At 72.2% G+C, this 23,732-nt stretch carries 24 protein-coding genes; 2 read left to right on the top strand and 22 right to left on the bottom strand.

Going from position 1 to position 23,732, the window contains the following annotated elements; genetic code table 11:
* Positions 1-46 precede the first annotated feature (46 nt).
* The 10 genes from AB0877_RS24375 to pyrR all read right to left on the bottom strand — a co-directional run bounded on the left by AB0877_RS24375 (position 47) and on the right by pyrR (position 11,878).
* Positions 47-580, bottom strand: a complete 534-nt coding sequence (locus AB0877_RS24375) for a guanylate kinase (protein WP_366611723.1) — start codon at positions 578-580, stop codon at positions 47-49.
* A 25-nt stretch (positions 581-605) separates the two neighbouring features.
* Positions 606-923 carry an integration host factor, actinobacterial type gene (mihF, locus tag AB0877_RS24380; RefSeq protein WP_030335662.1) on the bottom strand — a complete coding sequence of 106 codons (318 nt, stop codon included), beginning with the start codon at positions 921-923 and terminating at the stop codon, positions 606-608.
* A gap of 178 nt (positions 924-1,101) precedes the next feature.
* Positions 1,102-1,938: an orotidine-5'-phosphate decarboxylase gene (gene pyrF, locus AB0877_RS24385; RefSeq protein WP_366611725.1), complete on the bottom strand. Its 837-nt coding sequence runs from the start codon at positions 1,936-1,938 to the stop codon at positions 1,102-1,104.
* Positions 1,939-2,011: 73 nt separating this feature from the next.
* Positions 2,012-3,286: an adenosylmethionine--8-amino-7-oxononanoate transaminase gene (locus AB0877_RS24390; protein WP_366611726.1), complete on the bottom strand. Its 1,275-nt coding sequence runs from the start codon at positions 3,284-3,286 to the stop codon at positions 2,012-2,014.
* Positions 3,287-3,553: 267 nt separating this feature from the next.
* On the bottom strand, positions 3,554-4,600 hold the full coding sequence (locus AB0877_RS24395; protein ID WP_366611727.1) for a quinone-dependent dihydroorotate dehydrogenase: 1,047 nt from the start codon (positions 4,598-4,600) through the stop codon (positions 3,554-3,556).
* Positions 4,597-7,944: a carbamoyl-phosphate synthase large subunit gene (gene carB, locus AB0877_RS24400; RefSeq protein WP_366611729.1), complete on the bottom strand. Its 3,348-nt coding sequence runs from the start codon at positions 7,942-7,944 to the stop codon at positions 4,597-4,599. Before carB ends, AB0877_RS24395 begins: the two co-directional genes overlap by 4 nt.
* Positions 7,937-9,100 carry a glutamine-hydrolyzing carbamoyl-phosphate synthase small subunit gene (gene carA, locus AB0877_RS24405; protein WP_366611730.1) on the bottom strand — a complete coding sequence of 388 codons (1,164 nt, stop codon included), beginning with the start codon at positions 9,098-9,100 and terminating at the stop codon, positions 7,937-7,939. Before carA ends, carB begins: the two co-directional genes overlap by 8 nt.
* The gene (locus AB0877_RS24410) at positions 9,097-10,374 is read right to left on the bottom strand and encodes a dihydroorotase (protein WP_366611731.1); all 1,278 of its coding nucleotides are present in this window, start codon (positions 10,372-10,374) and stop codon (positions 9,097-9,099) included. Before AB0877_RS24410 ends, carA begins: the two co-directional genes overlap by 4 nt.
* Complete coding sequence (locus AB0877_RS24415; RefSeq protein WP_030335650.1) at positions 10,371-11,297, bottom strand: aspartate carbamoyltransferase catalytic subunit; 927 nt, start codon at positions 11,295-11,297, stop codon at positions 10,371-10,373. The genes AB0877_RS24410 and AB0877_RS24415 overlap by 4 nt, the downstream gene beginning before the upstream one ends.
* Positions 11,294-11,878 (bottom strand): bifunctional pyr operon transcriptional regulator/uracil phosphoribosyltransferase PyrR, encoded by a 585-nt coding sequence (pyrR, locus tag AB0877_RS24420; RefSeq protein ID WP_366611732.1) that lies wholly within the window; start codon positions 11,876-11,878, stop codon positions 11,294-11,296. The genes AB0877_RS24415 and pyrR overlap by 4 nt, the downstream gene beginning before the upstream one ends.
* Before the next feature lie 288 nt (positions 11,879-12,166).
* Here pyrR and AB0877_RS24425 point away from each other — a divergent pair, with 288 nt between their 5' ends.
* The gene (locus AB0877_RS24425) at positions 12,167-12,655 is read left to right on the top strand and encodes a transcriptional regulator (protein ID WP_007458348.1); all 489 of its coding nucleotides are present in this window, start codon (positions 12,167-12,169) and stop codon (positions 12,653-12,655) included.
* Between the two features lie 91 nt (positions 12,656-12,746).
* Here the strand turns inward: AB0877_RS24425 and nusB are convergent, their stop codons facing one another.
* The 5 genes from nusB to AB0877_RS24450 form a co-directional block, all read right to left on the bottom strand.
* Complete coding sequence (nusB, locus tag AB0877_RS24430; RefSeq protein ID WP_184188983.1) at positions 12,747-13,157, bottom strand: transcription antitermination factor NusB; 411 nt, start codon at positions 13,155-13,157, stop codon at positions 12,747-12,749.
* A 23-nt stretch (positions 13,158-13,180) separates the two neighbouring features.
* Positions 13,181-13,738 carry an elongation factor P gene (efp, locus tag AB0877_RS24435; RefSeq protein ID WP_007458344.1) on the bottom strand — a complete coding sequence of 186 codons (558 nt, stop codon included), beginning with the start codon at positions 13,736-13,738 and terminating at the stop codon, positions 13,181-13,183.
* 98 nt (positions 13,739-13,836) lie between these two features.
* Entirely contained in the window at positions 13,837-14,310 is a 474-nt protein-coding gene (gene aroQ, locus AB0877_RS24440) for a type II 3-dehydroquinate dehydratase (protein WP_366611733.1), read from the bottom strand.
* The gene (gene aroB, locus AB0877_RS24445; protein WP_366611734.1) at positions 14,307-15,386 is read right to left on the bottom strand and encodes a 3-dehydroquinate synthase; all 1,080 of its coding nucleotides are present in this window, start codon (positions 15,384-15,386) and stop codon (positions 14,307-14,309) included. The genes aroQ and aroB overlap by 4 nt, the downstream gene beginning before the upstream one ends.
* A 10-nt stretch (positions 15,387-15,396) precedes the next feature.
* Positions 15,397-16,395: a YafY family protein gene (locus AB0877_RS24450; protein ID WP_366611735.1), complete on the bottom strand. Its 999-nt coding sequence runs from the start codon at positions 16,393-16,395 to the stop codon at positions 15,397-15,399.
* Between the two features lie 79 nt (positions 16,396-16,474).
* Between AB0877_RS24450 and AB0877_RS24455 the strand changes: the two genes are divergently transcribed.
* Positions 16,475-17,203, top strand: coding sequence for an alpha/beta fold hydrolase (locus tag AB0877_RS24455; protein WP_366611736.1), 729 nt, complete (start codon positions 16,475-16,477; stop codon positions 17,201-17,203).
* Between the two features lie 153 nt (positions 17,204-17,356).
* Here the strand turns inward: AB0877_RS24455 and AB0877_RS24460 are convergent, their stop codons facing one another.
* The 7 genes from AB0877_RS24460 to AB0877_RS24490 form a co-directional block, all read right to left on the bottom strand.
* Positions 17,357-17,860, bottom strand: a complete 504-nt coding sequence (locus AB0877_RS24460; RefSeq protein ID WP_355009205.1) for a shikimate kinase — start codon at positions 17,858-17,860, stop codon at positions 17,357-17,359.
* A complete protein-coding gene (aroC, locus tag AB0877_RS24465; protein ID WP_366611737.1) occupies positions 17,860-19,038 on the bottom strand; it encodes a chorismate synthase in 1,179 nt (392 codons plus the stop codon). Before aroC ends, AB0877_RS24460 begins: the two co-directional genes overlap by 1 nt.
* A 246-nt stretch (positions 19,039-19,284) precedes the next feature.
* Entirely contained in the window at positions 19,285-20,208 is a 924-nt protein-coding gene (locus AB0877_RS24470; protein WP_366611738.1) for a glycosyltransferase, read from the bottom strand.
* Entirely contained in the window at positions 20,205-20,879 is a 675-nt protein-coding gene (locus AB0877_RS24475; protein ID WP_366611739.1) for a glycosyltransferase, read from the bottom strand. The genes AB0877_RS24470 and AB0877_RS24475 overlap by 4 nt, the downstream gene beginning before the upstream one ends.
* On the bottom strand, positions 20,876-21,355 hold the full coding sequence (locus AB0877_RS24480) for a UDP-N-acetylglucosamine--LPS N-acetylglucosamine transferase (RefSeq protein WP_124821238.1): 480 nt from the start codon (positions 21,353-21,355) through the stop codon (positions 20,876-20,878). The genes AB0877_RS24475 and AB0877_RS24480 overlap by 4 nt, the downstream gene beginning before the upstream one ends.
* Before the next feature lie 214 nt (positions 21,356-21,569).
* Complete coding sequence (locus AB0877_RS24485) at positions 21,570-22,832, bottom strand: hypothetical protein (RefSeq protein ID WP_366611740.1); 1,263 nt, start codon at positions 22,830-22,832, stop codon at positions 21,570-21,572.
* Entirely contained in the window at positions 22,829-23,731 is a 903-nt protein-coding gene (locus AB0877_RS24490; RefSeq protein ID WP_366611856.1) for a sulfotransferase domain-containing protein, read from the bottom strand. Before AB0877_RS24490 ends, AB0877_RS24485 begins: the two co-directional genes overlap by 4 nt.
* Position 23,732: the final 1 nt, after the last annotated feature.

The following is a 23,732-nucleotide window of genomic DNA, read 5'->3' on the forward strand; positions in this document are numbered from 1 at the left end:
TTCGAGCCGCGCGGACGCGGTGCTGAGTCTCAACGGCGGCCGACCGTCAGCCACGCACGCGTGACCAGGCCGGATCCGGATAAGAAGAACCGAGTAAGCCTACCAGCTCCGCAACCACCCGTTCGGTCTGGTCGTGAGTCAGCGCGTACGCGACGGTGGCGGCCACCGTGACGTCGGGCGCATACCCGGGTGGGCTCAGCAACACCAGCCGGGCATCGGGCAGGCGCGCCCGGACCAGTGGGACGCCCCGCAGGTCGAGCGGGAGCAGCACCGGCTGCCCGGCGTCGAGCCGGGCACGCAGCGGTGGAAAGGGGGTGCCCCGGCGGTGCGGACCCATCCGGGACCACTCCAGCAGCTCGCCGTCGACGATCCGTCGATCGAACTCGGCGGGGGCGAGGAAGACGCGGTCCACCCCGTCGATCTCCGACTCCCGGCGCGGCCTGGTGGTTGCCGCGACCGGGATCCACACGGACGGAGAACGCGCCCGGACAAGCTCGACGACACTCTCCCTGCCGGAACCCGAAGGTCCAGCCAGGACAGTGAGCCGAGCCGCCGGGCGCGCCTCGTCATCCGTGCTCACTGCTTGTTTCTACACGCTGCCAGGTTCAGTTGGCGGCGAACTCTCCAAGCAGTGCCTTGCGCTGCTGCTCGCCGAGGCCACGCAGGCGACGGCTGTCGGCGATCTTGAGCTTCTCCATGATCTGGGTCGCCCGGATCTTGCCGATACCCGGCATGGCCTGCAGGACGGCCGACACCTTGAGCTTGCCGACGACGTCGTCGCTCTCGGCCCGCTCGAGGACAGCACCGAGGGTGGTCTTGCCCTGCTTGAGCTGCTCCTTCAGCTGAGCACGGGCCTTGCGGATCTCCGCGGCCTTCTCGAGCGCGGCAGCGCGTTGTTCGGGGGTCAGTGACGGGAGCGGCACCAGTTCTCCTCAGGTCCCTATCGCGGCGGGCGGGGCGCACCGCCGCATCTGTGAAACGTGGTGTCGCTGTGAACCAAGGGGTCCATGGTTCCCAGCGCGGGGAAAACTAGCGGCCAACGGAGCTTTCGGCAACGTGGGGGCCGCATGATCACCGTAGAGTGACCGACCCGTCAGTCAGTCACCGGGCAGGCAGAACGGCCCGGCAGTCGACCAGAACACGGTCCGCGGCGGCCCGCAGCGCGGCCACGTCAGGGCCCGCCGAGAGCACTTCCCGGGAGTACGACGGGAGCACCGAGGCGAGGCTCGAACCGAAGACGGTCCGCAGATCGGCCGCACCGGCACCCTGCGCGCCGAGCCCCGGAGCGAGCAGTGGGCCGCCCACACCGGAGAGGTCGTGACCGGTGTCACCGATGGTCGCGCCGACCACCAGACCGAAGCTCCCGAGCGGGGACGCACCCCTGTTGAGCTGGGAAATCTCGTCAATCACGGTTTGCGCCACGGTGCGACCGTCGGCCGTGACGGCCCGCTGCACGGCGGCACCCTCGGGGTTGGAGGTGAGGGCCAGCACGAAAACCCCGCCGCCGTGCTGGGCGGCCAGTTCGAACATCGGCGCCAGCGAACCGACCCCGAGGTACGGGCTCGCAGTGACCGCGTCGACATACACGGGGCTGGATGGATCAAGGTACGCGGCGGCGTACGCGCTCACCGTCGAGCCGATGTCGCCGCGCTTGACGTCGAGCAGAACGAGCGAGCCGGCATCTCGTAACTGTCGGATAGTTGACTCAAGAATCGCCACACCTCGGGACCCGAACCGCTCGAAAAAGGCCGACTGAGGCTTGACTACCGCAACCCGGTCACCGATGGCTTCCACCACGGTTCGGCTGAACCGGTCGAGCCCGTCGACGTCGTCCGGGAGGCCCCACTGCGCCAGCAGACCCGGATGCGGGTCGATGCCCACACAGAGTGGGCCCCGCTCGGTGATCGCCCGGTGCAGCCGGGTACCGAAGCTCTCCATCGGAGTGTTCCCCTCTTCTCGTCCGGGCGGTCGACCCGCCCGGGTAACCCGTCGACCCGGTCGCCGGGCCGACTCAGCCAGCCGCCACCGCCGCCGCCACCCCGGTCGCGATCCGGGCCACGTCGGCATCGTCGGTGACGTACGGCGGCATCGTGTAGATCAGGTCGCGGAACGGGCGCAGCCACACCCCCTGCGCGACCGCGGCGGCGGTCGCCGCCCCGAGGTCGACCTCGTGATCGAGCTGGACCACGCCGATCGCGCCGAGGACCCGTACGTCGGCCACACCCGGCATGGCGCGCAAGGGCTCCAGACCGGCGCGCAGGCCGGCACCGACCCTGGCGACCTGCCCGGCCCAGTCTCCGGCCCGCAGCAGCCCGATGGAGGCGTTCGCCACCGCGCAGGCCAACGGGTTGCCCATGAACGTGGGCCCGTGCGCCAGCACACCGGTCGCCGAGATCTCCCGGGCGACCTCCGCGGTGCACAGGGTGGCCGCGAGCGTGAGGTACCCGCCGGTCAGGGCCTTGCCCACACAGAGCACGTCCGGCGTCACCCCGGTGTGCCCGGCGGCGAACATCTCGCCGGTACGGCCGAACCCGGTGGCGATCTCGTCGAAGATCAGCAGAATTCCGTGCGCGCGGGTCACCTCACGCAGCACCCGCAGGTAACCCGGATGGTGGAAGCGCATCCCGCCGGCGCCCTGGACGACGGGCTCGACGATCACGGCGGCCAACTCGTCGGCGTGCCGCTCGACCGTCTCCACCAGCGCCGCCACGTACCCGTCGTCGGGCGGATCGGTGAACCCGCCCGGCGGCACCGGGGCGAACACCTGCCGGGGCAGCACGTCGCCCCACAGGTGGTGCATCCCGCCCTCCGGGTCGCAGACGCTCATCGGATGGAAGGTGTCGCCGTGGTAGCCACCCCGCCAGGTCGCCAGCCGGCGCCGCTGGGGCCGCCCCACGGCCCGCTGGTACTGCAGGCACATCTTCACCGCCACCTCGACGCTGACCGAGCCGGAGTCGGCCAGGAACACGTGCTCCAGGCCGTCCGGGGTCAGCTCGACCAGGGTGCGGGCCAGCCGCACCGCCGGCTCGTGGGTGAGCCCGCCGAACATCACGTGGCTCATCCGGCCGAGCTGGTCGGTCACCGCCGCGTCCAGCACCGGGTGCCGGTAACCGTGGATCGCCGCCCACCAGGACGACATCCCGTCCACCAGCTCCCGCCCGTCGGCCAGGGTGAGCCGCACCCCCTCGGCGGCGCGCACCACATACGGCGGGTTGGCCGGCGGCAGCGCGGCGTACGGGTGCCAGACGTGCGCCCGGTCAGCGGCCAGGATCTCCTCGGGTGTCACGCGTGCTCCTCTGCGCATCAAGCGGTCCGGACGGCGGGCGTCCTGCGGCCGGGTCGGACCTCGCCGCCGCCCCCGCCACCCCTTCCCATGTCCGCCGCCTTTGCTCTGCACCCGCGGACGCGACACCCATTGGCCGGGTGGCGCCCTCCGGGTGGCGCCCTCCGGGTGGCGCACCCGCGGGTGCAGAGCAAAGGGGCGTCATCGGGCGTGTGGTCCTCGGCGCGGAGCGGGCCCGGCACCGCCGGGGCCAGCACCGCACCAGGGCGGTCACCGACCGGCGACCGCCCCCGGTGCCGCCGTCGCGGCCGCCGCGCGGGCGGCGGCGCGGACCAGGGCCGGTCCGCGGTAGATGAAGCCGGTGTAGAGCTGCACCAGGGCGGCACCGGCATCGAACATCCGCGCCGCGTCGTCCGGGTCCAGCACACCCCCGACGCCGACGATCGGCAGCCGGCCGCCGGTCTCGGAGTGGACGAAGGCGACCACGTCGCGGGCCCGCCCGGTGAGCGGCCGGCCGGAGAGCCCGCCGGCCTGACCGCCACGCTCGACGTCGACGCCGGCCAGCCCGTCCCGGGACAGCGTGGTGTTGGTGGCGATCACCCCGGCGGCGCCCCGGGCCAGACACACCTCCAACAGCTCGGCGATCGCCGCCTCGGTCAGGTCCGGCGCGATCTTGACCAGCACCGGCTTCTCCCCCACCAACGCGCCGAGCAGCGCGTCCAGGTGGGCACGGTCCTGCAACGACCGCAGCCCCGGGGTGTTCGGTGAGGACACGTTCACCGCGAAGTAGTCGCCGTGCCCGCGCAGCGCCTGGTACGAGGCGAGGTAGTCCTCGACCGCCTCGTCCAACGCTGTCACCTTGGACTTGCCCAGCGAGATGCCCAGCGGCACCCCGAGCGGGCGCGGCAGCGCCGCCAGCCGGGCAGCCAGCGCGGCGGCCCCGGCGTTGTTGAAGCCCATCCGGTTGACCACCGCCTCGCTGGCCGGCAGCCGGAACAGCCGCGGCCGGGGGTTGCCCGGTTGGGCGTGCGCGGTGACCGTGCCGACCTCCACGAAACCGAAGCCGAGCGCCGGCCAGGCCGGCAGCGCCGCGCCGTCCTTGTCCATCCCGGCGGCCAACCCGACCGGATTGGGGAACCGCACCCCGAACACGGTGCGCGGCGCGTCGACCGCGTAGCGGGCCCGCAGCGCGGCGAGCGCGGCCGGCCGCCGCGACAGCGCCGCCAACCGCCGCAGAGTCCACTCGTGCGCCGCCTCGGCGTCCCCGCCGCCGATCCGGAACAACCCAGGTCGTACGACCTGCTCGAACAGTGTCACTGGGCCGCCCGCAGGGTGACATGCAGGTCCTGCAAGGGGCGGACCTGCATGTCGCCGCGAATCCGCGCCTCGATGCCCATCACCGCCGCGGCGGCGCCGGGAACCGTGGTGATGCACGGGATGTCCGCCGTGACGGCCGCGCTGCGGATCTCGTAGCCGTCGGAGCGGGCGCTGGCACCCGAGCCCTGCGGCGTGTTGATCACCAGCGCCACGTGGCCGCCACCGATCAGCGACACCGCGTCGTCGCCCGCACCGGACTGGTAGTGCTTACGGATCTGCTCACAGGCGATGCCGTGCCGGCGCAGCACCTCGGCCGTGCCGGCGGTGGCGACGATCTCGAAGCCCAGATCGGCCAGCCGCTTGATCGGGAAGATCATGCCACGCTTGTCCCGGTTGGCCACCGAGACGAATATCTTCCCAGCGGTCGGCAGCGACCCGTACGCGGCCGACTGGCTCTTGGCGAAGGCGTGCCCGAAGTTGGTGTCGATGCCCATCACCTCGCCGGTCGACTTCATCTCCGGCCCGAGCAGCGAGTCGATCCCCTTGCCCGCGCGGGTCCGGAAACGCTTGAACGGCAGCACCGCCTCCTTGACCGCGACCGGCGCGTCGGCCGGCATCGTGCCCCCGTCCCCCGTCGCCGGCAGCAGGCCCTCGGCGCGCAGGTCGGCGATGCTCGCGCCGAGCGCGATCCGGGCCGCCGCCTTGGCCAGCGGCACCGCCGTCGCCTTGGAGACGAACGGGACGGTCCGCGACGCGCGCGGGTTGGCCTCCAGCACGTACAGCACGTCGTCCTTGAGGGCGTACTGCACGTTGAGCAGGCCACGGACCCCGACGCCACGCGCGATGGCCTCGGTGTAGCGGCGGACCTCGGCCAGGTGCGAGCCCGCGAGGGTGATCGGCGGGAGCGCGCAGGACGAGTCGCCGGAGTGGATGCCCGCCTCCTCGATGTGCTCCATCACGCCGCCGATGTAGACCTCGCCGTCGGCGTCGCACAGCGCGTCCACGTCGATCTCGATGGCGTCATCGAGGAACCGGTCCACCAGCACCGGGTGGTCCGGGGAGATGTCGGTGGCCCGGCCGATGTAGTCGCGCAGCGTCGGGTCGTCGTAGACGATCTCCATGCCCCGCCCGCCCAGCACGTACGACGGTCGGACCAGCACCGGGTAGCCGATCTCGTCGGCGATCGTCTTGGCCTCGTCGTACGAGGTGGCCATGCCGTGCGCCGGCGCGCGCAGGCCGGCGCGGGCCAGCACCGCGCCGAACGCGCCGCGCTCCTCGGCCAGGTGGATCGACTCCGGGGAGGTGCCGACGATCGGCACGCCGGCGTTCTTGAGCCGCTGCGCCAGCCCCAGCGGGGTCTGCCCGCCGAGCTGGACGACCACCCCGACCACGCCCGGCCCGCCGGCCGCCCGGCCGGACGAGTCCTCGGCGTGCCAGACCTCCAGGACGTCCTCGAAGGTCAACGGCTCGAAGTAGAGCCGGTCGGCGGTGTCGTAGTCGGTGGAGACGGTCTCCGGGTTGCAGTTGACCATGACCGTCTCGTAGCCGGCCGACCGCAGAGCCTGGACGGCGTGCACGCAGGAGTAGTCGAACTCGATGCCCTGCCCGATCCGGTTCGGGCCCGAGCCCAGGATCAGCACCTTCGGCCGGTCCGACGGCACGACCTCGGTCTCCAGGTCGTACGTCGAGTAGTGGTACGGCGTGGTCGCCTCGAACTCGGCCGCGCAGGTGTCCACGGTCTTGTAGACCGGGCGTACGTCCAGGCGGTGGCGCAGGGTCCGCACGCCGTCCTCGGCGGCCAGCTCCGGGCGCAGCGCGGCGAGCTGCCGGTCGGACAGACCGGCCCGCTTGGCACGGCGCAGCAGATCGGCGTCGAGCACCGGCGCGTCGACGATCTCGGCGCGCAGCTCGATCAGCGCGGCGATCTGGTCCAGGAACCACGGGTCGATTCCGCCGGACGCCTCGGCCACCTCGGCGATCGACGCCCCGAGCCGCAGCGCCCGCTCCACCGTGTAGAGCCGGCCGTCGTGCGGGATCCGCAGCGCCGCGAGGGTGTCGGCCAGGGTGACCCCGGCCGGATCCGGCACGCTCCAGAAACCGGCCGACTTGGTTTCCATCGAGCGCATCGCCTTGTTCAGCGCCTCGGTGAAGTTGCGCCCGAGGCTCATCGCCTCGCCCACCGACTTCATCGTGGTGGTCAGCTCCGGGTCCGCGCCGGGGAACTTCTCGAACGCGAACCGGGGAATCTTCACCACCACGTAGTCCAGGGTCGGCTCGAACGCCGCCGGGGTCTTCAGGGTGATGTCGTTGGGGATCTCGTCGAGGGTGTAGCCGATGGCCAGCTTCGCGGCGATCTTCGCGATCGGGAAACCGGTCGCCTTGGAGGCCAGCGCCGAGGACCGGGACACCCGGGGGTTCATCTCGATGACGACGATCCGGCCGTCGACCGGGTTGACCGCGAACTGGATGTTGCAGCCGCCGGTGTCCACCCCGACCTCGCGCAGCACGGCGATGCCGAGGTCGCGCAGGTGCTGGTACTCCCGGTCGGTGAGCGTCATGGCCGGGGCCACCGTGACGCTGTCGCCGGTGTGCACGCCCATCGGGTCGATGTTCTCGATCGAGCAGACCACCACCACGTTGTCGTGCCGGTCGCGCATCAGTTCGAGCTCGTACTCCTTCCAGCCGAGCACGCTCTCCTCGATGAGCACCTCGTGCACCGGGCTGGCGGACAGGCCGTCGCCGGCGATGCGGGCCAGGTCCTGCGGGGTGTGCGCCATGCCGGAACCCAGGCCACCCATGGTGAACGACGGCCGGATCACCACCGGCAGGCCCAGCTCGGCGACGGTCGCCTCGACCTCTTCCATCGAGTGGCAGACCCGCGAGCGGGGCACCAGGGCGGTCGGGTCGTCGACGCCCAGCCGTACGCCGGCCTTCGCCACGATCTCCTTGAACAGCTGCCGGTCCTCGCCCCGGTTGATGGCGTCGATGTTCGCGCCGATCAGCTCCACGCCGTACTTCTCCAGGATGCCGGCCTCGTGCAGGGCGACGGCCGTGTTCAGCGCCGTCTGCCCGCCCAGGGTGGCGAGGATCGCGTCCGGGCGCTCCTTGGCGATGACCAGCTCCACGAACTCCGGGGTGATCGGCTCGACGTAGGTCGCGTCGGCGAACTCCGGGTCCGTCATGATCGTCGCCGGGTTGGAGTTGACCAGGCTGACCCGGATCCCCTCGCTACGCAGCACCCGGCACGCCTGGGTGCCCGAGTAGTCGAACTCGCAGGCCTGCCCGATGACGATCGGCCCGGAGCCGATCACGAGGATGTGCTGGAGATCGGTCCGCTTAGGCATTGCTGCGCCCCTTGCTGTGGTTCCGACCTTCGATCAAGTCGGCGAATCGGTCGAAGAGGTAGTCCGCGTCGTGTGGACCGGCCGCCGCCTCCGGGTGGTACTGGACGGTGAAGGCGGGTACGTCCACGGCCCGCAGCCCCTCGACCACGTTGTCATTGAGGCAGACGTGCGACACCCGGACGCCACCGAAGTCGGTCTCGATCACCTGGTCGGGGACGACCGCGCCGCCCACCACGCCCGGCACCTGGACGGCGAAGCCGTGGTTGTGGCTGGTCACCTCGACCTTGCCGGTGGCCCGGTCGAGCACCGGCTGGTTGATCCCCCGGTGGCCGTAGCCCAGCTTGTAGGTGCCGAAGCCGAGCGCCCGACCGAGGATCTGGCTGCCGAAGCAGATGCCGAAGAGCGGCACCTCCCGCCGCAGCGCCTCCCGGGCCAGCTCCACCGGGGCGTCGGCGGTGGCCGGGTCGCCCGGACCGGGCGACAGGAAGATCGCGTCGGCCCCGGTGGCCAGCATCTGCTCGATGCTCGACGACGCCGGCAGCACGTGGGTGGTCACCCCCCGAGTGGCCAGCCGACGCGGCACGTTGCGCTTGATGCCCAGATCCAGCGCGGCCACCGTGAACCGGTGCTCGCCCAGGGCCTCGACGACGTACGGCTCGGCGGTGCTCACCTCGGCGGACAGGTCCGCGCCGACCATCTGCGGCGCCTGACGCACCCGGGCCAGCAGGCTCTGCGGGTCGCTGTCGATGCTGGAGATACCCACCCGCATCGCGCCCCGCTCGCGCAGGTGCCGGGTCAGCGCCCGGGTGTCCACGCCACTGATGCCCACCACACCCTCGGTGGCGAGACGGTCTTCGAGACCACCGGTGGCCCGCCAGTTCGAGCCGATCCGGGCCGGGTCGCGCACGACGTAGCCGGCCACCCAGATCCGACCGGACTCGTCGTCCTCGCCGTTGACGCCGGTGTTGCCGATGTGCGGCGCGGTCTGCACCACCACCTGACGGTGGTACGACGGGTCGGTGAGGGTCTCCTGGTAACCGGTCATGCCGGTGTTGAAGACCGCCTCGCCGAAGGTCTCTCCGACGCTGCCGTACGCCTCGCCGGGGAACGTGCGCCCGTCCTCGAGTACGAGGATCGCGGAACGTCTACGGGTCACTTGACTGCCTTTCCGTCCAGGACCGTCGGCTCGCCACGCAGGAAGGTCGCCACGATGCGACCTGGCAGCGTCATGCGGGCGTACGGGGTGTTGCGACTGCGACTGGCCAGCTCCGCCGGCTCGATGGTGCGGTGGGCGGCCGGGTCGATCAGGGTCAGGTTGGCCGGCACACCCGGCGCGGGGTCGACGCCGTGCCCGGTGAGGCCGGCGATCCGTGCGGGGGTGCGGGACATCCGCTCGGCGATCAGGTCCCACTCGGGGCCGAGCACGTCCAGCGCGATGGAGAGGGCGGTCTCCAGACCGAGCATCCCCGGTCGGGCGTACGCCCACTCGCACTCCTTGTCCTCCACGGCGTGCGGGGCGTGGTCGGTGGCGATGACGTCGATCACCCCGTCGGCGAGGGCGGCGCGCAGCGCGGCGATGTCCGCGGCGGTGCGCAGCGGCGGGTTCACCTTGTAGACCGGGTCGTAGGTTTCCGCCCGTTCGTCGGTGAGCAGCAGGTGGTGCGGGGTCACCTCGGCGGTCACGCGTACCCCGCGGGCCTTGGCCTGGCGCAGCACCTCGACGCTGCCGGCGGTGGAGACGTGGCAGACGTGCAGTCGGCTGCCCACGTGCTCGGCGAGCAGCACGTCCCGGGCGATGATCGCCTCCTCGGCGACCGCCGGCCAGCCGATCAGGCCGAGCCGGGTGGAGACCTCGCCCTCGTGCATCTGGGCGCCCTCGGTGAGCCGGGGCTCCTCGGCGTGCTGGGCGATGATCCCGTCGAACGCCTTGACGTACTCCAGGGCTCGGCGCATCAACTTCGGGTCGGCGACGCAGTGCCCGTCGTCGGAGAAGATCCGCACCCGGGCCGCCGAGTCGGCCATCGCGCCCAGCTCGGCCAGTCGCTCGCCGGCCAGCCCGACGGTGACCGCGCCGATCGGCTGCACGTCGACCAGGCCGGCCTCCCGGCCGAGGCGCCAGACCTGCTCGACCACGCCGGCGGTGTCCGCCACCGGGGACGTGTTGGCCATCGCGCAGACCGCCGTGTAGCCGCCCAGCGCGGCCGCCCGGGAACCGGACTCGACGGTCTCGGCGTCCTCCCGGCCGGGCTCGCGCAGGTGGGTGTGCAGGTCGACGAGGCCGGGCAGGGCCACCAGGCCGGTGCCGTCGACGACTGTGGCGTCCGGCGCGGTCAGGCCGGGGCCGACCTCGGCGATCACGCCGTCGCGGATCAGCAGGTCGGTCGGCGCGGCGCCGACGACACTCACGCTGGTGATCAGGTACGCGCTCACCGGTTGTTCCCTCCGAGCAGCAGGTAAAGGACAGCCATCCGCACGGAGACCCCGTTGGTGACCTGTTCGACGATGGTGGAGCGGGGTGAGTCGGCGACCTCGGGGGTGATCTCCATCCCCCGGTTCATCGGGCCGGGGTGCATGACGATCGCGTGTTCGGGCAGCCGGCGCATCCGGGGCCCGTCCAGGCCGTAGCGGCGGGCGTACTCGCGCGCGGAGGGGAAGTAGGAGTCGTTCATCCGCTCCCGCTGCACGCGCAGCATCATCACCACGTCCACGTTCGGCAGGACGGAGTCGAGGTCGTAGGAGACGTCGGTGCCGGGCGCGAGGGCGCCCGCGATGTCGACCGGGATGAGGGTCGGCGGACCGACCAGGGTGACCTTGGCGCCGAGGGTGGAGAGCAGCAGCACGTTGGAGCGGGCCACCCGGGAGTGCAGCACGTCCCCGACCACCGCGACCGACAGGCCGGCGAGTCGGCCCAGCCGGGCCCGCATGGTGTACGCGTCCAGCAGCGCCTGGGTGGGGTGCTCGTGCGTGCCGTCGCCGGCGTTGACGACCGACCCGTCCACCCAGTTGGCCAGGCGGTGCGGCGCGCCGGAGGCGGGGTGTCGGACGACGACGGCGTCCGCGCCCATGGCCTGCAGGGTCAACGCGGTGTCCTTCAGGCTCTCACCCTTGGTGACGCTGGATCCCTTCGCGGAAAAGTTGATCACGTCAGCGCTGAGCCGCTTCGCCGCCGCCTCGAAGGAGATCCGGGTACGCGTGGAGTCCTCGTAGAAGAGGTTCACCACGGTCCGTCCGCGCAGCGCGGGAAGCTTCTTGATCTCCCGGCCGGCGACGGTGGCCATCTCGGCGGCGGTGTCCAGGATCTCGGTGGCGGTGTCGGCGTCCAGGTCCCCGCCGGAGAGCAGGTGCTTGATCATGAGGCGGTTCCCCCGTACAGCTTGACCTCGTCCGTCCCGTCGATCTCGGCGAGCGTCACCTTGACGCTCTCGGCGAGCGAGGTCGGGATGTTCTTGCCGACGTAGTCGGCGCGGATCGGCAACTCCCGGTGGCCCCGGTCGACCAGGACGGCGAGCTGGACCGAGGCCGGGCGGCCCACGTCGTTGAGCGCGTCGAGCGCGGCCCGGACGGTGCGGCCGGAGAAGAGCACGTCGTCGACCAGGATGACCCGCTTGCCGTCGATCCCGCCGGGGGGCAGCTCGGTCGGACCCACCGCGCGGGTGGCGTGCCGACGGAGGTCGTCGCGGTACAGGGTGATGTCGAGCACACCGACTCCGACGGCGACGTCCTCGAAGGTGCTGATCCGGTCGGCGAGCCGCCGGGCGAGGGGGGTGCCCCGGGTGGGAATCCCGAGCAGCACCGTGTTGGCGGCGCCCTGGGTCTTCTCCAGGATCTGGTGGGCGATGCGGTCGACCACGCGTTGCACGTCGGCGCTGGCGAGGATCACCTTCACCGAGGGTTGTCGCGGTGGTGACGGGCGGGCAGCCGGTGGGTACGCCACGGCGGACCTCCTTCCCCGCCTCACGGGACGGGTCGTTAAAGGATGTCGGGCACCTCCGGCCGGACCGCTCAGCGGACCTGGGCCGGGGCTTCCGCCACGTTACCAGTGGTCACCGGGGTGATGGCCGGCGGCCACTGACCACCGGGTCAGGTACCGGAAAAGGGGAAAACTCCCCGGACGCCCCGCAACGGTAGGGGCACGACCACTTGACCACGTGTCGCATTCCCCGTACCGTCACGCTCCGTAGCGATCGACGGGAGAACCCCGAGCAGCACTGGGAGTGTCCGAATGCCCTCTGAATACGCCAAGTCGCTGGGCGCCCGCCTGCGCTCCATCCGCCAGCAGCAGGGTCTCTCCCTGCAGGGTGTGGAGGAAAAGTCGAACGGGCGGTGGAAGGCCGTGGTGGTCGGCTCTTACGAGCGTGGCGACCGGGCCGTGACGGTGTCCCGTCTGGCCGAGTTGGCCGAGTTCTACCGCGTACCCGTCTCGGAGCTGCTGCCTGACGGCAGTGGCGTCCGTCACGAGCCCACCAGCAAGATTGTCCTGGACCTGGAGCGGCTCTACGACGAGGCCTCCGAGGACCTGGCCTACGTCGCCCGCTACGCCCGCGCCATCCAGCAGCAGCGCGGCGACTACAACGGCCGGGTGCTCTCCATCCGCGCCGACGACCTGCGGGCGCTCGCGATCGTCTACGACGCCTCACCGTCGGGCCTGATCGAGCGGCTCACCGAGCACGGCGTGCTGGTGGCCGACCCCCGGGCGTTCTTCGCCTCCTGAGCTGCCGCTCCACCTGATCTGCCGCTCCACCGAAAGGGCCCGTGCCGGTTGGCACGGGCCCTTTCCGATTCGCGGTGTCCGGTGCGGACGCTCAGCGGGTGGCGTACTCGGCGATCCGGCCGAGCACCCCGTTGAGGAAGCGCGGCGAATCGTCCGTCGACATCTGCCGAGCCAGCTCCACGGCCTCGCTGATCGCCACCGCGTCGTCGATCTCGTCGACGTAGAGCAACTCGTAGACGGCGATCCGGGCCAGATTACGGTCGACGACCGGCATCCGCTCCAGCGTCCACCCCTCGGCGTAGCTGGCGATCAGCTCGTCGATCCGGTTGAGGTGCTCGGCAACCCCCTCGACCAGGCCCACCGCGTAGCCGAGATGCTCCGGCCGGGGCTGCTCGATCCGCTGCACGTAGCCGGCGAGCACCTCCACCGGCGGCTTGTCCCGCAGGTCGGCCTCGTAGAGGACATCCAGCGCCCGCTTGCGCGCCTTACGGCGCGCCGGCATCTGCTGCTTGGAACCCTCAGCCATCAGGCGCGGCCGAGGTAACGGCCGTCGCGGGTGTCGACCTTGATCTTCTCGCCGGTGGTGATGAACAGCGGAACCGGCACGGTGGCGCCGGTCTCCACGGTCGCCGGCTTGGTGCCGCCGGTCGAACGGTCGCCCTGCAGGCCGGGCTCGGTGTAGGTGACCTCCAGCACGACGCTGGTGGGCAGCTCGATGTAGAGCGGCACACCCTCGTGCTGGGCGACGGTCGCCTCCGCCTCGGGCAGCAGGTAGTTGGCTGCCTCACCGACGGTGCCACCGGGCACGGTGATCTGGTCGAAGGTCTCCAGATCCATGAAGACGAAGTCCTCACCGTCGGCGTACAGGTACTGCATCGTGCGCTTGTCAACGGTCGCGGTTTCGACCTTGGTGCCCGCGTTGAAGGTCTTGTCGACCACCTTCCCGGACAGCACGTTCTTCAGCGTGGTGCGCACGAAGGCACCACCCTTACCGGGCTTGACGTGCTGGAACTCGACGACGGCCCAGAGCTCGCCGTCAAGGTTGAGTACCAGGCCGTTTTTGAGGTCGTTGGTGGAGGCCATTTCCTGCCTTGATCATCAATTGGCGGACAGACCTGGCAAGTCTACAAGCTGCGTCGAATCGGACGGCCCCCCGTTCGGAGCGCCCAGTCGGTGGGCCCTCAGCGGGTGGCCAGATGGTGCAGGGCCAGACGATATCCGTCGATCCCGAGACCGCAGATCACCCCGGTCGCCACCGCCGAGACCACCGAGTGGTGCCGGAACTCCTCGCGGGTGTGGATGTTGGAGATGTGCACCTCCACCAGCGGCCCGCGCAGCATGGCGCAGGCGTCCCGCACCGCGTACGAGTAGTGCGACCAGGCGGCCGGGTTGAGCACCACCGCGGCGCCCTCGTCGGCCGCCGTGTGCAGCCAGCCGAGCAGCTCGTGCTCCGCGTCGGTCTGCCGGACCGTCACCGACAGACCCAGCTCCCGACCCGTGCTCTCGCAGAGCGCCACCAGGTCCGCGTAGCTGGTCGCGCCGTACACGTCGGGTTCGCGGGTGCCCAGCCGGCCCAGGTTCGGGCCGTTCAGAACGTAGACCTTCTCCGTCGCTCGCGTCTGCGGCGCTCGCCGACCCGCCTCACTCGCGCTCACGGCGTTGCCACCTCCCGGTAGGCAGCCTCCAGCAACGCGTCGTCGGGGCCCTCCAACATCGCCGGGCGGGCCAGCCCGTCGAGCACCACGAAGCGCAGTCGACTGCCCCGGGCCTTCTTGTCCACCCGCATCGTGGGCAGCAGCTTCGGCCAGGCATCGGCCGGGTAGCTCACCGGCAGGCCCAGCGCGCTCAGGGTGACCCGGTGCCGGTCGGCGGTCGGGGCGTCCAACCGCCCGGCGAGCCGGGCAAGGGTGGCCGCGTACACCAGGCCGACGGCGACGGCGTGGCCGTGCCGCCAGCGGTAGCCCTCGTTCTGCTCGATGGCGTGGGCCAGGGTGTGACCGTAGTTGAGCACCTCTCGCAGGCCCGACTCGCGCAGGTCGCCGGCGACCACGTCGGCCTTGACCCGGATGGCCCGCTCGATCAGCTCCCGGCTCACCGGGCCACGGGGGTCGGTGGCGGCCTCCGGGTCGTTCTCGATGAGATCCAGGATCGTCGGGTCGGCGATGAACCCACACTTGACGACCTCGGCCAACCCGGCCGCCAGGTCGACCGCGGGCAGGCTGTCCAGAGTGGCCAGGTCCGCCAACACCCCGACCGGCGGGTGGAACGCGCCCACCAGGTTCTTGCCGGCAGCCGTGTTGATGCCCGTCTTGCCGCCCACCGCGGCATCCACCATGCCCAGCAGCGAGGTCGCCACCGGCACCCAGCGCACTCCCCGCAACCAGCAGGCCGCGACGAAGCCGGCCAGGTCGGTCACCGCGCCGCCGCCCACCCCGACCACCGCGTCGGTACGGGTGAAGCCCGCCGCCCCGAGCCGGTCCCAACAGGCGGCGGCCACCTCGATCTGCTTTCCCGACTCGGCGTCGGGCACCTCGATCGGCAGTGGCTCGACGCCGGCGGCGCGCAGTCGCTCGCCCAGCGCGTCCGCGAGGGCCTTGAGCGGAGGCGCGTGCAACACCGCCACCCGGGTCGCGCCGGGCAGCAGGCCGGGCAGCGCGCCCAGCAGGTCACGTCCCACCAAGACGTCGTACGGCCGCTCGCCGCCGACCGGAATTCGGGTCACCTCGTCCATCGCCGGCAGCCTAGTCCAGCGGGCGGCGCGGGGAGGGCGGCTGTCCACCTGCTGGCCGAGCGGCCCAATCGGCCAACCGGCGGGCGTGCTCGGCCACCGCGGCGCGCAGCGCGTCCGGCTGCCGCACGGTGAACGGACAGCCCAGCCCGGCGAGCAGCGCCGCCATCCCGGGCAGGCTCTCCGCTCGGGCCCGCAGCAGCACCCCGTCGGCGGTGGCGGTCACCTCGGCCACGCTGGGCGGGATGCGGCGGCGGGCGGCGACCAGGTCGGTCTCCAGCACGACCTCCACCTCGTGCCGGTACGGCACACCGGCCAGCGACCGGGTCACCCAGGCCACCGCCTCGAAGCCGTCGGGCACCGTGAACGTCGCCACGCCGGGCGTCACCCCGCCGATCCGGTCCAGTCGGAAGGTTCGGATCTCCCCGCGCCGGTGGTCGTGGCCGGTGACATACCAACGGCCGGCGTGGAAGACGAGCCCGTACGGGTCGAGTTCGCGGTGCGACCGCTCGCCCCGCCAGGAGCGGTAGTCCAGCGCCACCCGCTGCCGGTGCCGGGCGGCCGAGGCCAGCGCGAGCAGGGTGCCGGACGCCGGCCCGCGCTCGGCCTCCGGGCGGCGCAGGGTGAAGCCCAGGTGCTCCTGGACGGCGGCGAGCCGGTCGGCGAGCGCGGCCGGCAACACCCGGCGGATCTTCGCCAGCGCGGCGGCGGTGGCGGGCTGCTCGGTGGCGAGCCCGACCCGTTCGGCGACGACGAGGCCGAGCAGCACGGCCACCGCCTCGTCGTCGGTGAGCATCAGCGGCGGCAGCTTGTAACCCGGGTGCAGCCGGTAGCCGCCGTGGCGGCCCCGGTCGGCGGTGACGGGAATGCCCAGCTCGACGAGCGTGGCCGCGTACCGGCGCACGGTCCGCTCGTCCACCCCGAGGTGGCCGGCGAGTTCGGCGGCCGTCGACCGGTGCCGAGTCTGCAGCAGTTCGAGCAGAGCCAGCACCCGCCCCGCGGGATGTGACACGGGCCACTCCTTCAAACCGGGCGGATCCTGTCCGGAATTGATCGTACGGTCTGTCGGTAACCGAGAGAAGGAGCCACAGATGGCGACATTCGTGCTGGTGCCGGGATTCTGGTTGGGCGCCTGGGCGTGGCGGGACGTGACCGCCGCGCTGCGGTCGCAGGGGCATGAGGTCCATCCGATGACGCTGACCGGGGTGGCCGAACGCGACCACCTCGCCGGGCCGGAGGTCAGCCTGGACACGCACACCACCGACATCGTCCGACTGATCGAGGTCGAGGACCTGCACGACGTCCTGCTGGTCGGGCACTCCGGCGGCGGGATGCCGGTCGCCCAGGCGGTGGACCGCATCCCGGACCGGATCGCCCGGGTCGTCTACGTGGAGAGTGGGCCGTTGCCGGACGGCACGGCACAGTTCGACACGGTGCCGCCGGAGGAGCAGCAGCGGCTACGCGAAGCGATCGGCACCGGACACCTGCTGCCGGCGCCGGCCTGGGATCCGGCCGCCGACCCGACGAACCTGGCCGGCCTGGACGAGCCCACGCTCGCGCTGCTGCGTACCCGGGCCACCGCGCACCCGCTGCGGGCCGCCACCGACCCGGTCCGACGCACCGGCGGGCACCCCGTTGCGACCGCGCTGGTCGCCAGCACCTTCCCGCTCGGTGTGGTGCGTCAGATGATCCAACAGGAGCACCCGTTCTTCACCGGCCTGGCCAACGGCCAACTGCACGAGTTGCCCACCGGCCACTGGCCGATGCTCAGCGAGCCGAAGGCCCTCTCCGACGTCCTGGACCTGATAGCCCGAACCTAACCCTCTTGCCTTCCCACCCCGGGCCTCCTTGCGCCGATCTTGCACTTTCGGTTGCCGAGATGCGGTGAATGCCCCTTTAGTCGGCGCAGCAAGTGCAAGATCGGCGCAAGGAGGGACGGGGCGTGGGGGCGACGCGGGGCGTGGGGTTTGGGGTCAGCGTGGGAGGAGGGCGGCGACGTCCGCGACGACCTGCGCCGGGGCTCGGCCGTCGGTGACCACCGTCTCGGTGGCGACCTCGGCGTAGAGCGGCCGACGCTGGTCCAGCAGGTGCTTGAGGGTGGCCCGCGGGTTGATCGCCAGCAGCGGCCGGCCGGCACCGAGCCCGACCCGCTTGACCGCGTCGGGCAACTCGACCGACAGGTGCACCACCCGGTGCCCGATCAGGGCCGCTCGGGTCTCCTCGGCCAGCACCGCGCCGCCACCGAGCGCGAGCACGCCCGTGCCGCCGGCCAGCGCCGCGGCCACGGCAGCCCGTTCCAGGGTACGGAAGTGGGCCTCACCCTCGTCGATGAAGATCTCCGGGATCGGCTTCCCGGCCATCTGCTCGATGTCGGTGTCGGTGTCGCGGAACTCCACGCCGAGGGTGGCGGCGAGCGCCCGGCCGACCGTGGTCTTGCCGCAGCCGGGGGCGCCGACCAGCACGACGACCGGCGCCATCAGCGGATGACCAGCGCGTCGAGGTACCCGGCCCGGTTGCGGCGGATCTCGGCGATCGAGTCTCCGCCGAACTTCTCGGTGGCCGCCTCGGCCAGCACCAGCGCCACCATCGCCTCGGCGACCACCGCCGCAGCGGGCACCGCACAGACGTCGGAACGCTGGTTGATCGCGGTGGCCGGCTCACCGGTGGTGACGTCCACAGTGGAGAGGGCCCGGTTCAGCGAGGAGATCGGCTTCATCGCGGCGCGGACCCGCAGCGGCTCGCCGGTGGTGATGCCACCCTCCAGCCCGCCGGCCCGGTCGGTGACCCGCCGGACGCCGGTGGCCGACGGAATGATCTCGTCGTGCGCCTCCGAGCCGCGGGAGCGGGCCTGCTGCCAGCCGTCGCCGATCTCCACGCCCTTGATCGCCTGAATGGACATCAGCGCGGTGGCCAGCCGGGCGTCGAGCTTGCGGTCCCACTGCACGTGGCTGCCCAGCCCCGGTGGCACCCCGTACGCCAGCACCTCGACCACGCCGCCGAGGGTGTCGGCGGCCTTCTTCGCGGCGTCGACCTCGGCGACCATCAGGGCGCTGGCCTCCGGGTCGAGGCAGCGCAGCGGGTCGGCGTCGATCCGCGCGGCGTCGGACGGCGTGGGCCGCAGCCCGGGCTTCGCGGCCACCGGTCCCAGCTCGACGACGTGCGAGACGATCTCGATGCCGAGCGCCTGCCGGATCAGCGCCTTGGCCACCGTGCCGACGGCCACCCGGGCGGCGGTCTCCCGTGCGCTGGCGCGCTCCAGGATCGGCCGGGCGTCGGTGTGGCCGTACTTCTGCATGCCGGCCAGGTCGGCGTGGCCCGGCCGGGGGCGGGTCAGCGGGGCGTTGCGGGCCTGCCGGGCCAGCTCGTCGGGGTCGACCGGGTCGGCGGCCATCACGGTCTGCCACTTCGGCCACTCGGAGTTGCCGACCCTGATCGCCACCGGGCTGCCCAGGGTCACGCCGTGCCGCAGGCCGCCGAGCAGCTCGACCTCGTCCCGCTCGAACGACATCCGGGCACCCCGCCCGTAGCCCAGCCGTCGACGGGCCAGTTCGTCGGCGATCTCGGTGGTGGTCACCTCGATGCCGGCCGGCACCCCCTCCAGCATCGCGACGAGGGCGGGACCATGCGATTCACCTGCAGTCAGCCAGCGCAACACAGCGGTCAGTCTGTCACGGCGGGCCACCGACGCGGCGCGCTCCCCGGGGCGTCCCGCCCAGCGGACGCCGCCGCCCGCTGAACTGGACGGCCTTTGCTCTGCACCCGCCCGCGCGACAACGACCACCGGACGGCCTTTGCTCTGCACCCGCCAACGCGACGCGAGGCGACGCGAGGCGACGCGAGGCGACGCGAGGCGACGCGAGGCGACGCGAGGCGACGCGAGGCGACGCGAGGCGACGCTGGCTCAGATCCCCCGACCGCGCTTGTGCAGAGTGCGCAGCACCGCGTCGGCCCGGACCACCCGACCTGCGACGGCGAGGGCCAGGTAGGCGCGTGGCTCGCGGGGGTTGCTCCGCAGGGTGCGCCGGGCCCAGCGCAGGGCGCCCCGACGGTCGCCGGAGGCGGCCTGGGCGAACGCGATCTGCCCGGCGACACGGGCCTCGCCGGCCGGTTGACTGGCGAACTCCGGGTAGCGCTGGAGCAACCACTGCAACGCCTCGGAGATGGTGTCCCACCGCTGCGCAAAGTACGAGCGCTTGTGCCAGCGGACCAGCACCGACGGCGTCCGCAGGTTGATCAGCGGCGCGCTGCGCGCGGCCCGCAGCAGGAACTCGTAGTCCTCCGCGTAGCTGCCCGGGATCTCCTCGTCGACCAGCCCGAACCCGTCGCGTAGCGCGGTGGCGCGGATCAGGAAGGTCGACGGGTGCAGCTCCGTCATCCGATCGCGCAGCAGGTCGTCCAGGGTGATCCGGTCCTTGTCGAGCACCCGGTCGACGGTGTGCCCGTCGTAGTTGACCCGGATGCCGCAGCAGACGAACTCGGCGGCCGGCTCGCCGGCCAGGGCATCGACCTGGGCGGCCAGTTTACCGGGCAGCCACTCGTCGTCGTCGTCGCAGAACGCGACAAGCTCGCCCTCGGCGGCGAGGGTGCCGCTGTTGCGCGCACCGGCCAACCCGGGGGTACGGGTGTTGCCGATCACCCGCACCACGCGGGCCGGGCCGCTCGCCAGCTCGGTCAGCGACTCGTCCGGGGCGGACTGGTCGAACACCACGACGACCTCGATCAGGGCCGGGTGGTCCTGTGCCAGGATCGCGCGCACCGCGGCCCGCAGCAGCTCGGGGCGGTCCCGGGTGGGCACCACGACGCTGACGGTCGGCTGCTGGGTCATCGAATCTCCTCCGTACCCGGGCGCGGCCGGGACCAGGCCCGCCACCGGGGTGGGCGCGGGGTCGAACGGGCCACCAGGTCGTCGACGATCTGCCCGACCCGGGCCACCGCCGCCCGTCGTGCCTCGTGTGCCTGCGGGTCGGCGGCCACCGCGTACCGGGACGGGTCGGCCAGCCCGGCGGCCAACGCGTCGTGCAGGGCCTCCCGGGTCTCGCAGAGCGCCACCAGCCCGGCGGCGCCGAGCCGGCGGGCGAAGAGGAGCTGGTGGTTGTCGACATGCTCACCGCGAGCCGGGTCGCGGGGCACCACGATGGGCAGGTGGCCGTGCCGGCGGGCCTCCAGGATGGTCGCCGGGCCACCGTGGCAGACCACCAGATCCGCGTCGATCATCGCCTGTTGCAACGCGTCGTGGCCGAGGAACGGCACCGCGCCGCTGAGCTGGGGCGCGGTGGTGTGCCCGTGCTGCATGGTCAGCCCGATCGGGCCGGCGGCCTGCGCGTGCCACTGCGCCAACCAGTCGACGAGCCGGTCGAAGGGGTGCTTGTCGGTGCCCACCGCGACCAGCAGTCGGAGCTGGGCGACCGCCGAGCTGTCGCGCTGGCGCGGCAGGCGGGCCGCCTCGGTGCCCGGTCGGGGTTGCGGACGCCGGGCGGTGCCCGTCTCCCCGGTCACAGCAGCGTCCCGACGACTGTCGCCTCGGGATACTGCCGGCGCTGCTCGTCCCACTGCACGAGCATCGCGGACAGGAACGGCCGGCACAGCCGAGCGGTCAACGTCGGGGTGTCGATCCGGTCGTACACCTCGATGTAGACGGTCGGGATGCGTCGCAGCCGGGCCAGCACCACGAACGGCACCGCGACCCCGGCGCCGGTGGTGACCACGGCGGCAACGCGCCGGGCCCGCAGCACCCGCCAGGCCAGCAGCGCGTTGCGCAGCAGGTTCGGCACGTTGCGGGTGGTCGGGTGGTGCGCCGGCACCAGGTCCTCGCCGGCCAGCAGCGACACCGCCTCCGGGGTGTCGAAGGTGACCCAGCAGCGTCGCCACTGTTCGTACCAGGGCCGCAGGGCCAGTAGTTGGGCCAGATGGCCACCGCTGGAGCCGACCAGCAGCAGCACCGGTGCCCCACTGTCGTCGTTGTTCGTGTCCACGCGACTCCCCACAAGTTCGCTTGGAATTTCAGTTCACGCCAGGCAGAAGCAGATCACACGATTCCCGGTCGTTGAATAGCGCGACCGGCCGAGATGGCGATCTCCACAGCGGGCGGTGCGGTGCACCGAACGTCCGAGGTCCATCGATCGTCATCACCACCTGCGATTATGTCGTCACTCTGCGGCGTACCGTCGTCGCCGCGATTCCTCCAGATCAGCCGCTATGTCTTTTCTCGATGACGTCCAGGAGTGCGGGATGCAGAGCGGCGTTCCAGCCCGCCCCCGCGTCGGCCAGCCGCCATGTCCGCAACCACATCTCCACCAGGTACGCGTCGGCGACGAGCCGGCGCTGCGCGGCGTCGAGACCGAGCCGCTCGCCGTGCCGGCTCAGGTGTCCGTCCACGGCCGAGGCGGCGGCGTCGGCCGGCTCCCCGCGCAGCACGAGGGCCCGCTGGAACGCGTCGTGCGCCAGGTCGAAGCCGACCGGCACGTCCGGCCCGCTGTGCTCCCAGTCCCAGGCGACCAGCCGGCCGGCGTGCCAGCCCAGGTTCCACGGCACCCAGTCACCATGCCAGTGACCGAACTCGACGCTGGTGTCGCCGTGCCGGCGGGCCAACGCCGAGACCGCGGCGACCGCCCGCGCACCGGCCGGCTCGGTCGCGGCGGCCCGGCCGGCCTGATCGGCCAGCCGGCGCAGGAAGGTCGAGTCGACCAGCGGTCGAGGTGTGCCCGCCGGGCCACCCCGCCGGGCGACCGCGAGCAGCGCCGCGATCCGGGGCGGGTCGTCCACCGGCACCCCGCGTACCGCCGGAGGCAGCGGCTCGATCACCGCGACCACCTGACCCGCCCAGGACGTCTCGGTGAGCAGCCGCGGCGGCGTCGGATGGTCGGCGACGCCGACCACCTCGCGGAGCGCCCGCAGCGCCGCCGCCTCCGCGCTGACCAGCGCGCGGGTCGCGTCGTTCCAACCGATCTTCGCGTAGCCGCGCGCCCGCCCGTCGGCGCTGAAGAGTTGCAGGGTGGGCTTGCCGTTCGGGTCGGGTGGGCGGACCCCGAACGCGGCCAGCAGCGGCGTGTCACCCAGGTCGGCGGAGAGCCGCTCGCTCAGCAGCAGCTCCGCAGCCGGCACCCCGGCCGGCACCGAGACGGTCAACGTGGGAAAGGGCGCGAGCCCCGCCCGACCGAACCGGGCCAGCCCACCGAGCACCGCCCGCAGCGCGCGCACCTTCGGTGGCCGCAGGGCGTTGTAGGCCAACAGGGACGCCGCCCCGGCCCGGGGCGCGCCCAACGGCACCAGGAACCGGGCCCGGGAGACCGAGGGCACCACCGCGTACCGGGCCACCGCCCGGTGACCGGCCGGCGGGGCACCGGCCACGGTCAGGCCGACCCGGTCGTCCGGGAAGACCGCGCGGCTCACCCAACCCAGGCCGTCCACCCGCGAACGCGGGTCGGTGGCCGGGTCCACCCCTGTCGTCACGCCGCCCGGTCCGCCCAGTCGAGGTCCAGCCCGAGCCGTTGCCGCAACGCGTCGTTGTACGGCCGGTAGTACTCGGTCAGCTCGGCGCGCACGTCCGGCTCCAGCGGTGCCGAGCGCCGATCGTTGTAGACCTTGAAGTTGGGCAGGTCGTACGCCGGCAGACCGAGGAAGTCCAGGGTCCGTCGGTAGGTCGCCCGCGAGTCGCGGTACAGGTCCTCGCTGGGCAGGAAGAGGATCTGCCCGGCGTCGAAGCGCTCCAGCCACGGCTCCAGGTGCTCCAGGTAACGCCCCCGGGCCCGGTACGTGTACCAGTCGTACGGCTCGCTGAACGACTCCGGCTCGGCGATCAACCGTTCCCGCTCCCCCGCCGTGCGTTCCGGCTCGGCGGCGAGGGCGGCGGCGAAGTCCAGGGGTTCGATGCCGTGGGTGCGGCGTTCCTTCCAGTGCGAGTACGCCCGCTCCACCGGGTCCCGCAGCAGCACGATGAGCTTCACCGACGGCATCAGCGCGGAGACCCGCTGCGCGGCGAGCGGGTGGAACATGTACAGCGGGGCGGCCTCACCGACCCGGACCGGCCCGCCGTGCCGCTTGGCCAGGGCCTCGCGCTGCCGCTCGGTCGGGAAGTGCGAGCGGTACCAGGCTTCGCCGCGGCCCCAGTGCTCTTCGAAGTAGTGCGCCGACTTGGTGTTCCACGCGGGGAAGAGCCGGGGCACCAACGGGTGCTGGATGAGGTAGTTCCACAGGGAGGTGGTGCCACCCCGTTTGGTCCCGATGATCAGGAAGTCCGGCAGCGGCCGGCGGTCGCTGGTGCGAACGCCGTAGTCGACGAGGGACTCCTTCACCCGGGTGGTCACCTGGGTCGGAACCAACTGCTTGACCCGGTCACGGATGGACACCACG

The organism is Micromonospora sp. NPDC047644, from assembly GCF_040704315.1.
In the GTDB taxonomy this organism is placed as follows: Bacteria; Actinomycetota; Actinomycetes; order Mycobacteriales; family Micromonosporaceae; genus Micromonospora.

Coding starts and splice junctions, on each gene's coding strand:
- efp (WP_007458344.1), bottom strand. CDS start 13,738: ATGGCCTCCACCAACGACCTCAAAAACGGCCTGGTACTCAACCTTGAC.
- AB0877_RS24415 (WP_030335650.1), bottom strand. CDS start 11,297: ATGATCAAGCACCTGCTCTCCGGCGGGGACCTGGACGCCGACACCGCC.
- carB (WP_366611729.1), bottom strand. CDS start 7,944: ATGCCTAAGCGGACCGATCTCCAGCACATCCTCGTGATCGGCTCCGGG.
- nusB (WP_184188983.1), bottom strand. CDS start 13,157: ATGCCGGCGCGCCGTAAGGCGCGCAAGCGGGCGCTGGATGTCCTCTAC.
- aroB (WP_366611734.1), bottom strand. CDS start 15,386: ATGGACGAGGTGACCCGAATTCCGGTCGGCGGCGAGCGGCCGTACGAC.
- AB0877_RS24460 (WP_355009205.1), bottom strand. CDS start 17,860: ATGGCGCCGGTCGTCGTGCTGGTCGGCGCCCCCGGCTGCGGCAAGACC.
- AB0877_RS24425 (WP_007458348.1), top strand. CDS start 12,167: ATGCCCTCTGAATACGCCAAGTCGCTGGGCGCCCGCCTGCGCTCCATC.
- AB0877_RS24455 (WP_366611736.1), top strand. CDS start 16,475: ATGGCGACATTCGTGCTGGTGCCGGGATTCTGGTTGGGCGCCTGGGCG.
- AB0877_RS24470 (WP_366611738.1), bottom strand. CDS start 20,208: ATGACCCAGCAGCCGACCGTCAGCGTCGTGGTGCCCACCCGGGACCGC.
- pyrF (WP_366611725.1), bottom strand. CDS start 1,938: ATGGAGAGCTTCGGTACCCGGCTGCACCGGGCGATCACCGAGCGGGGC.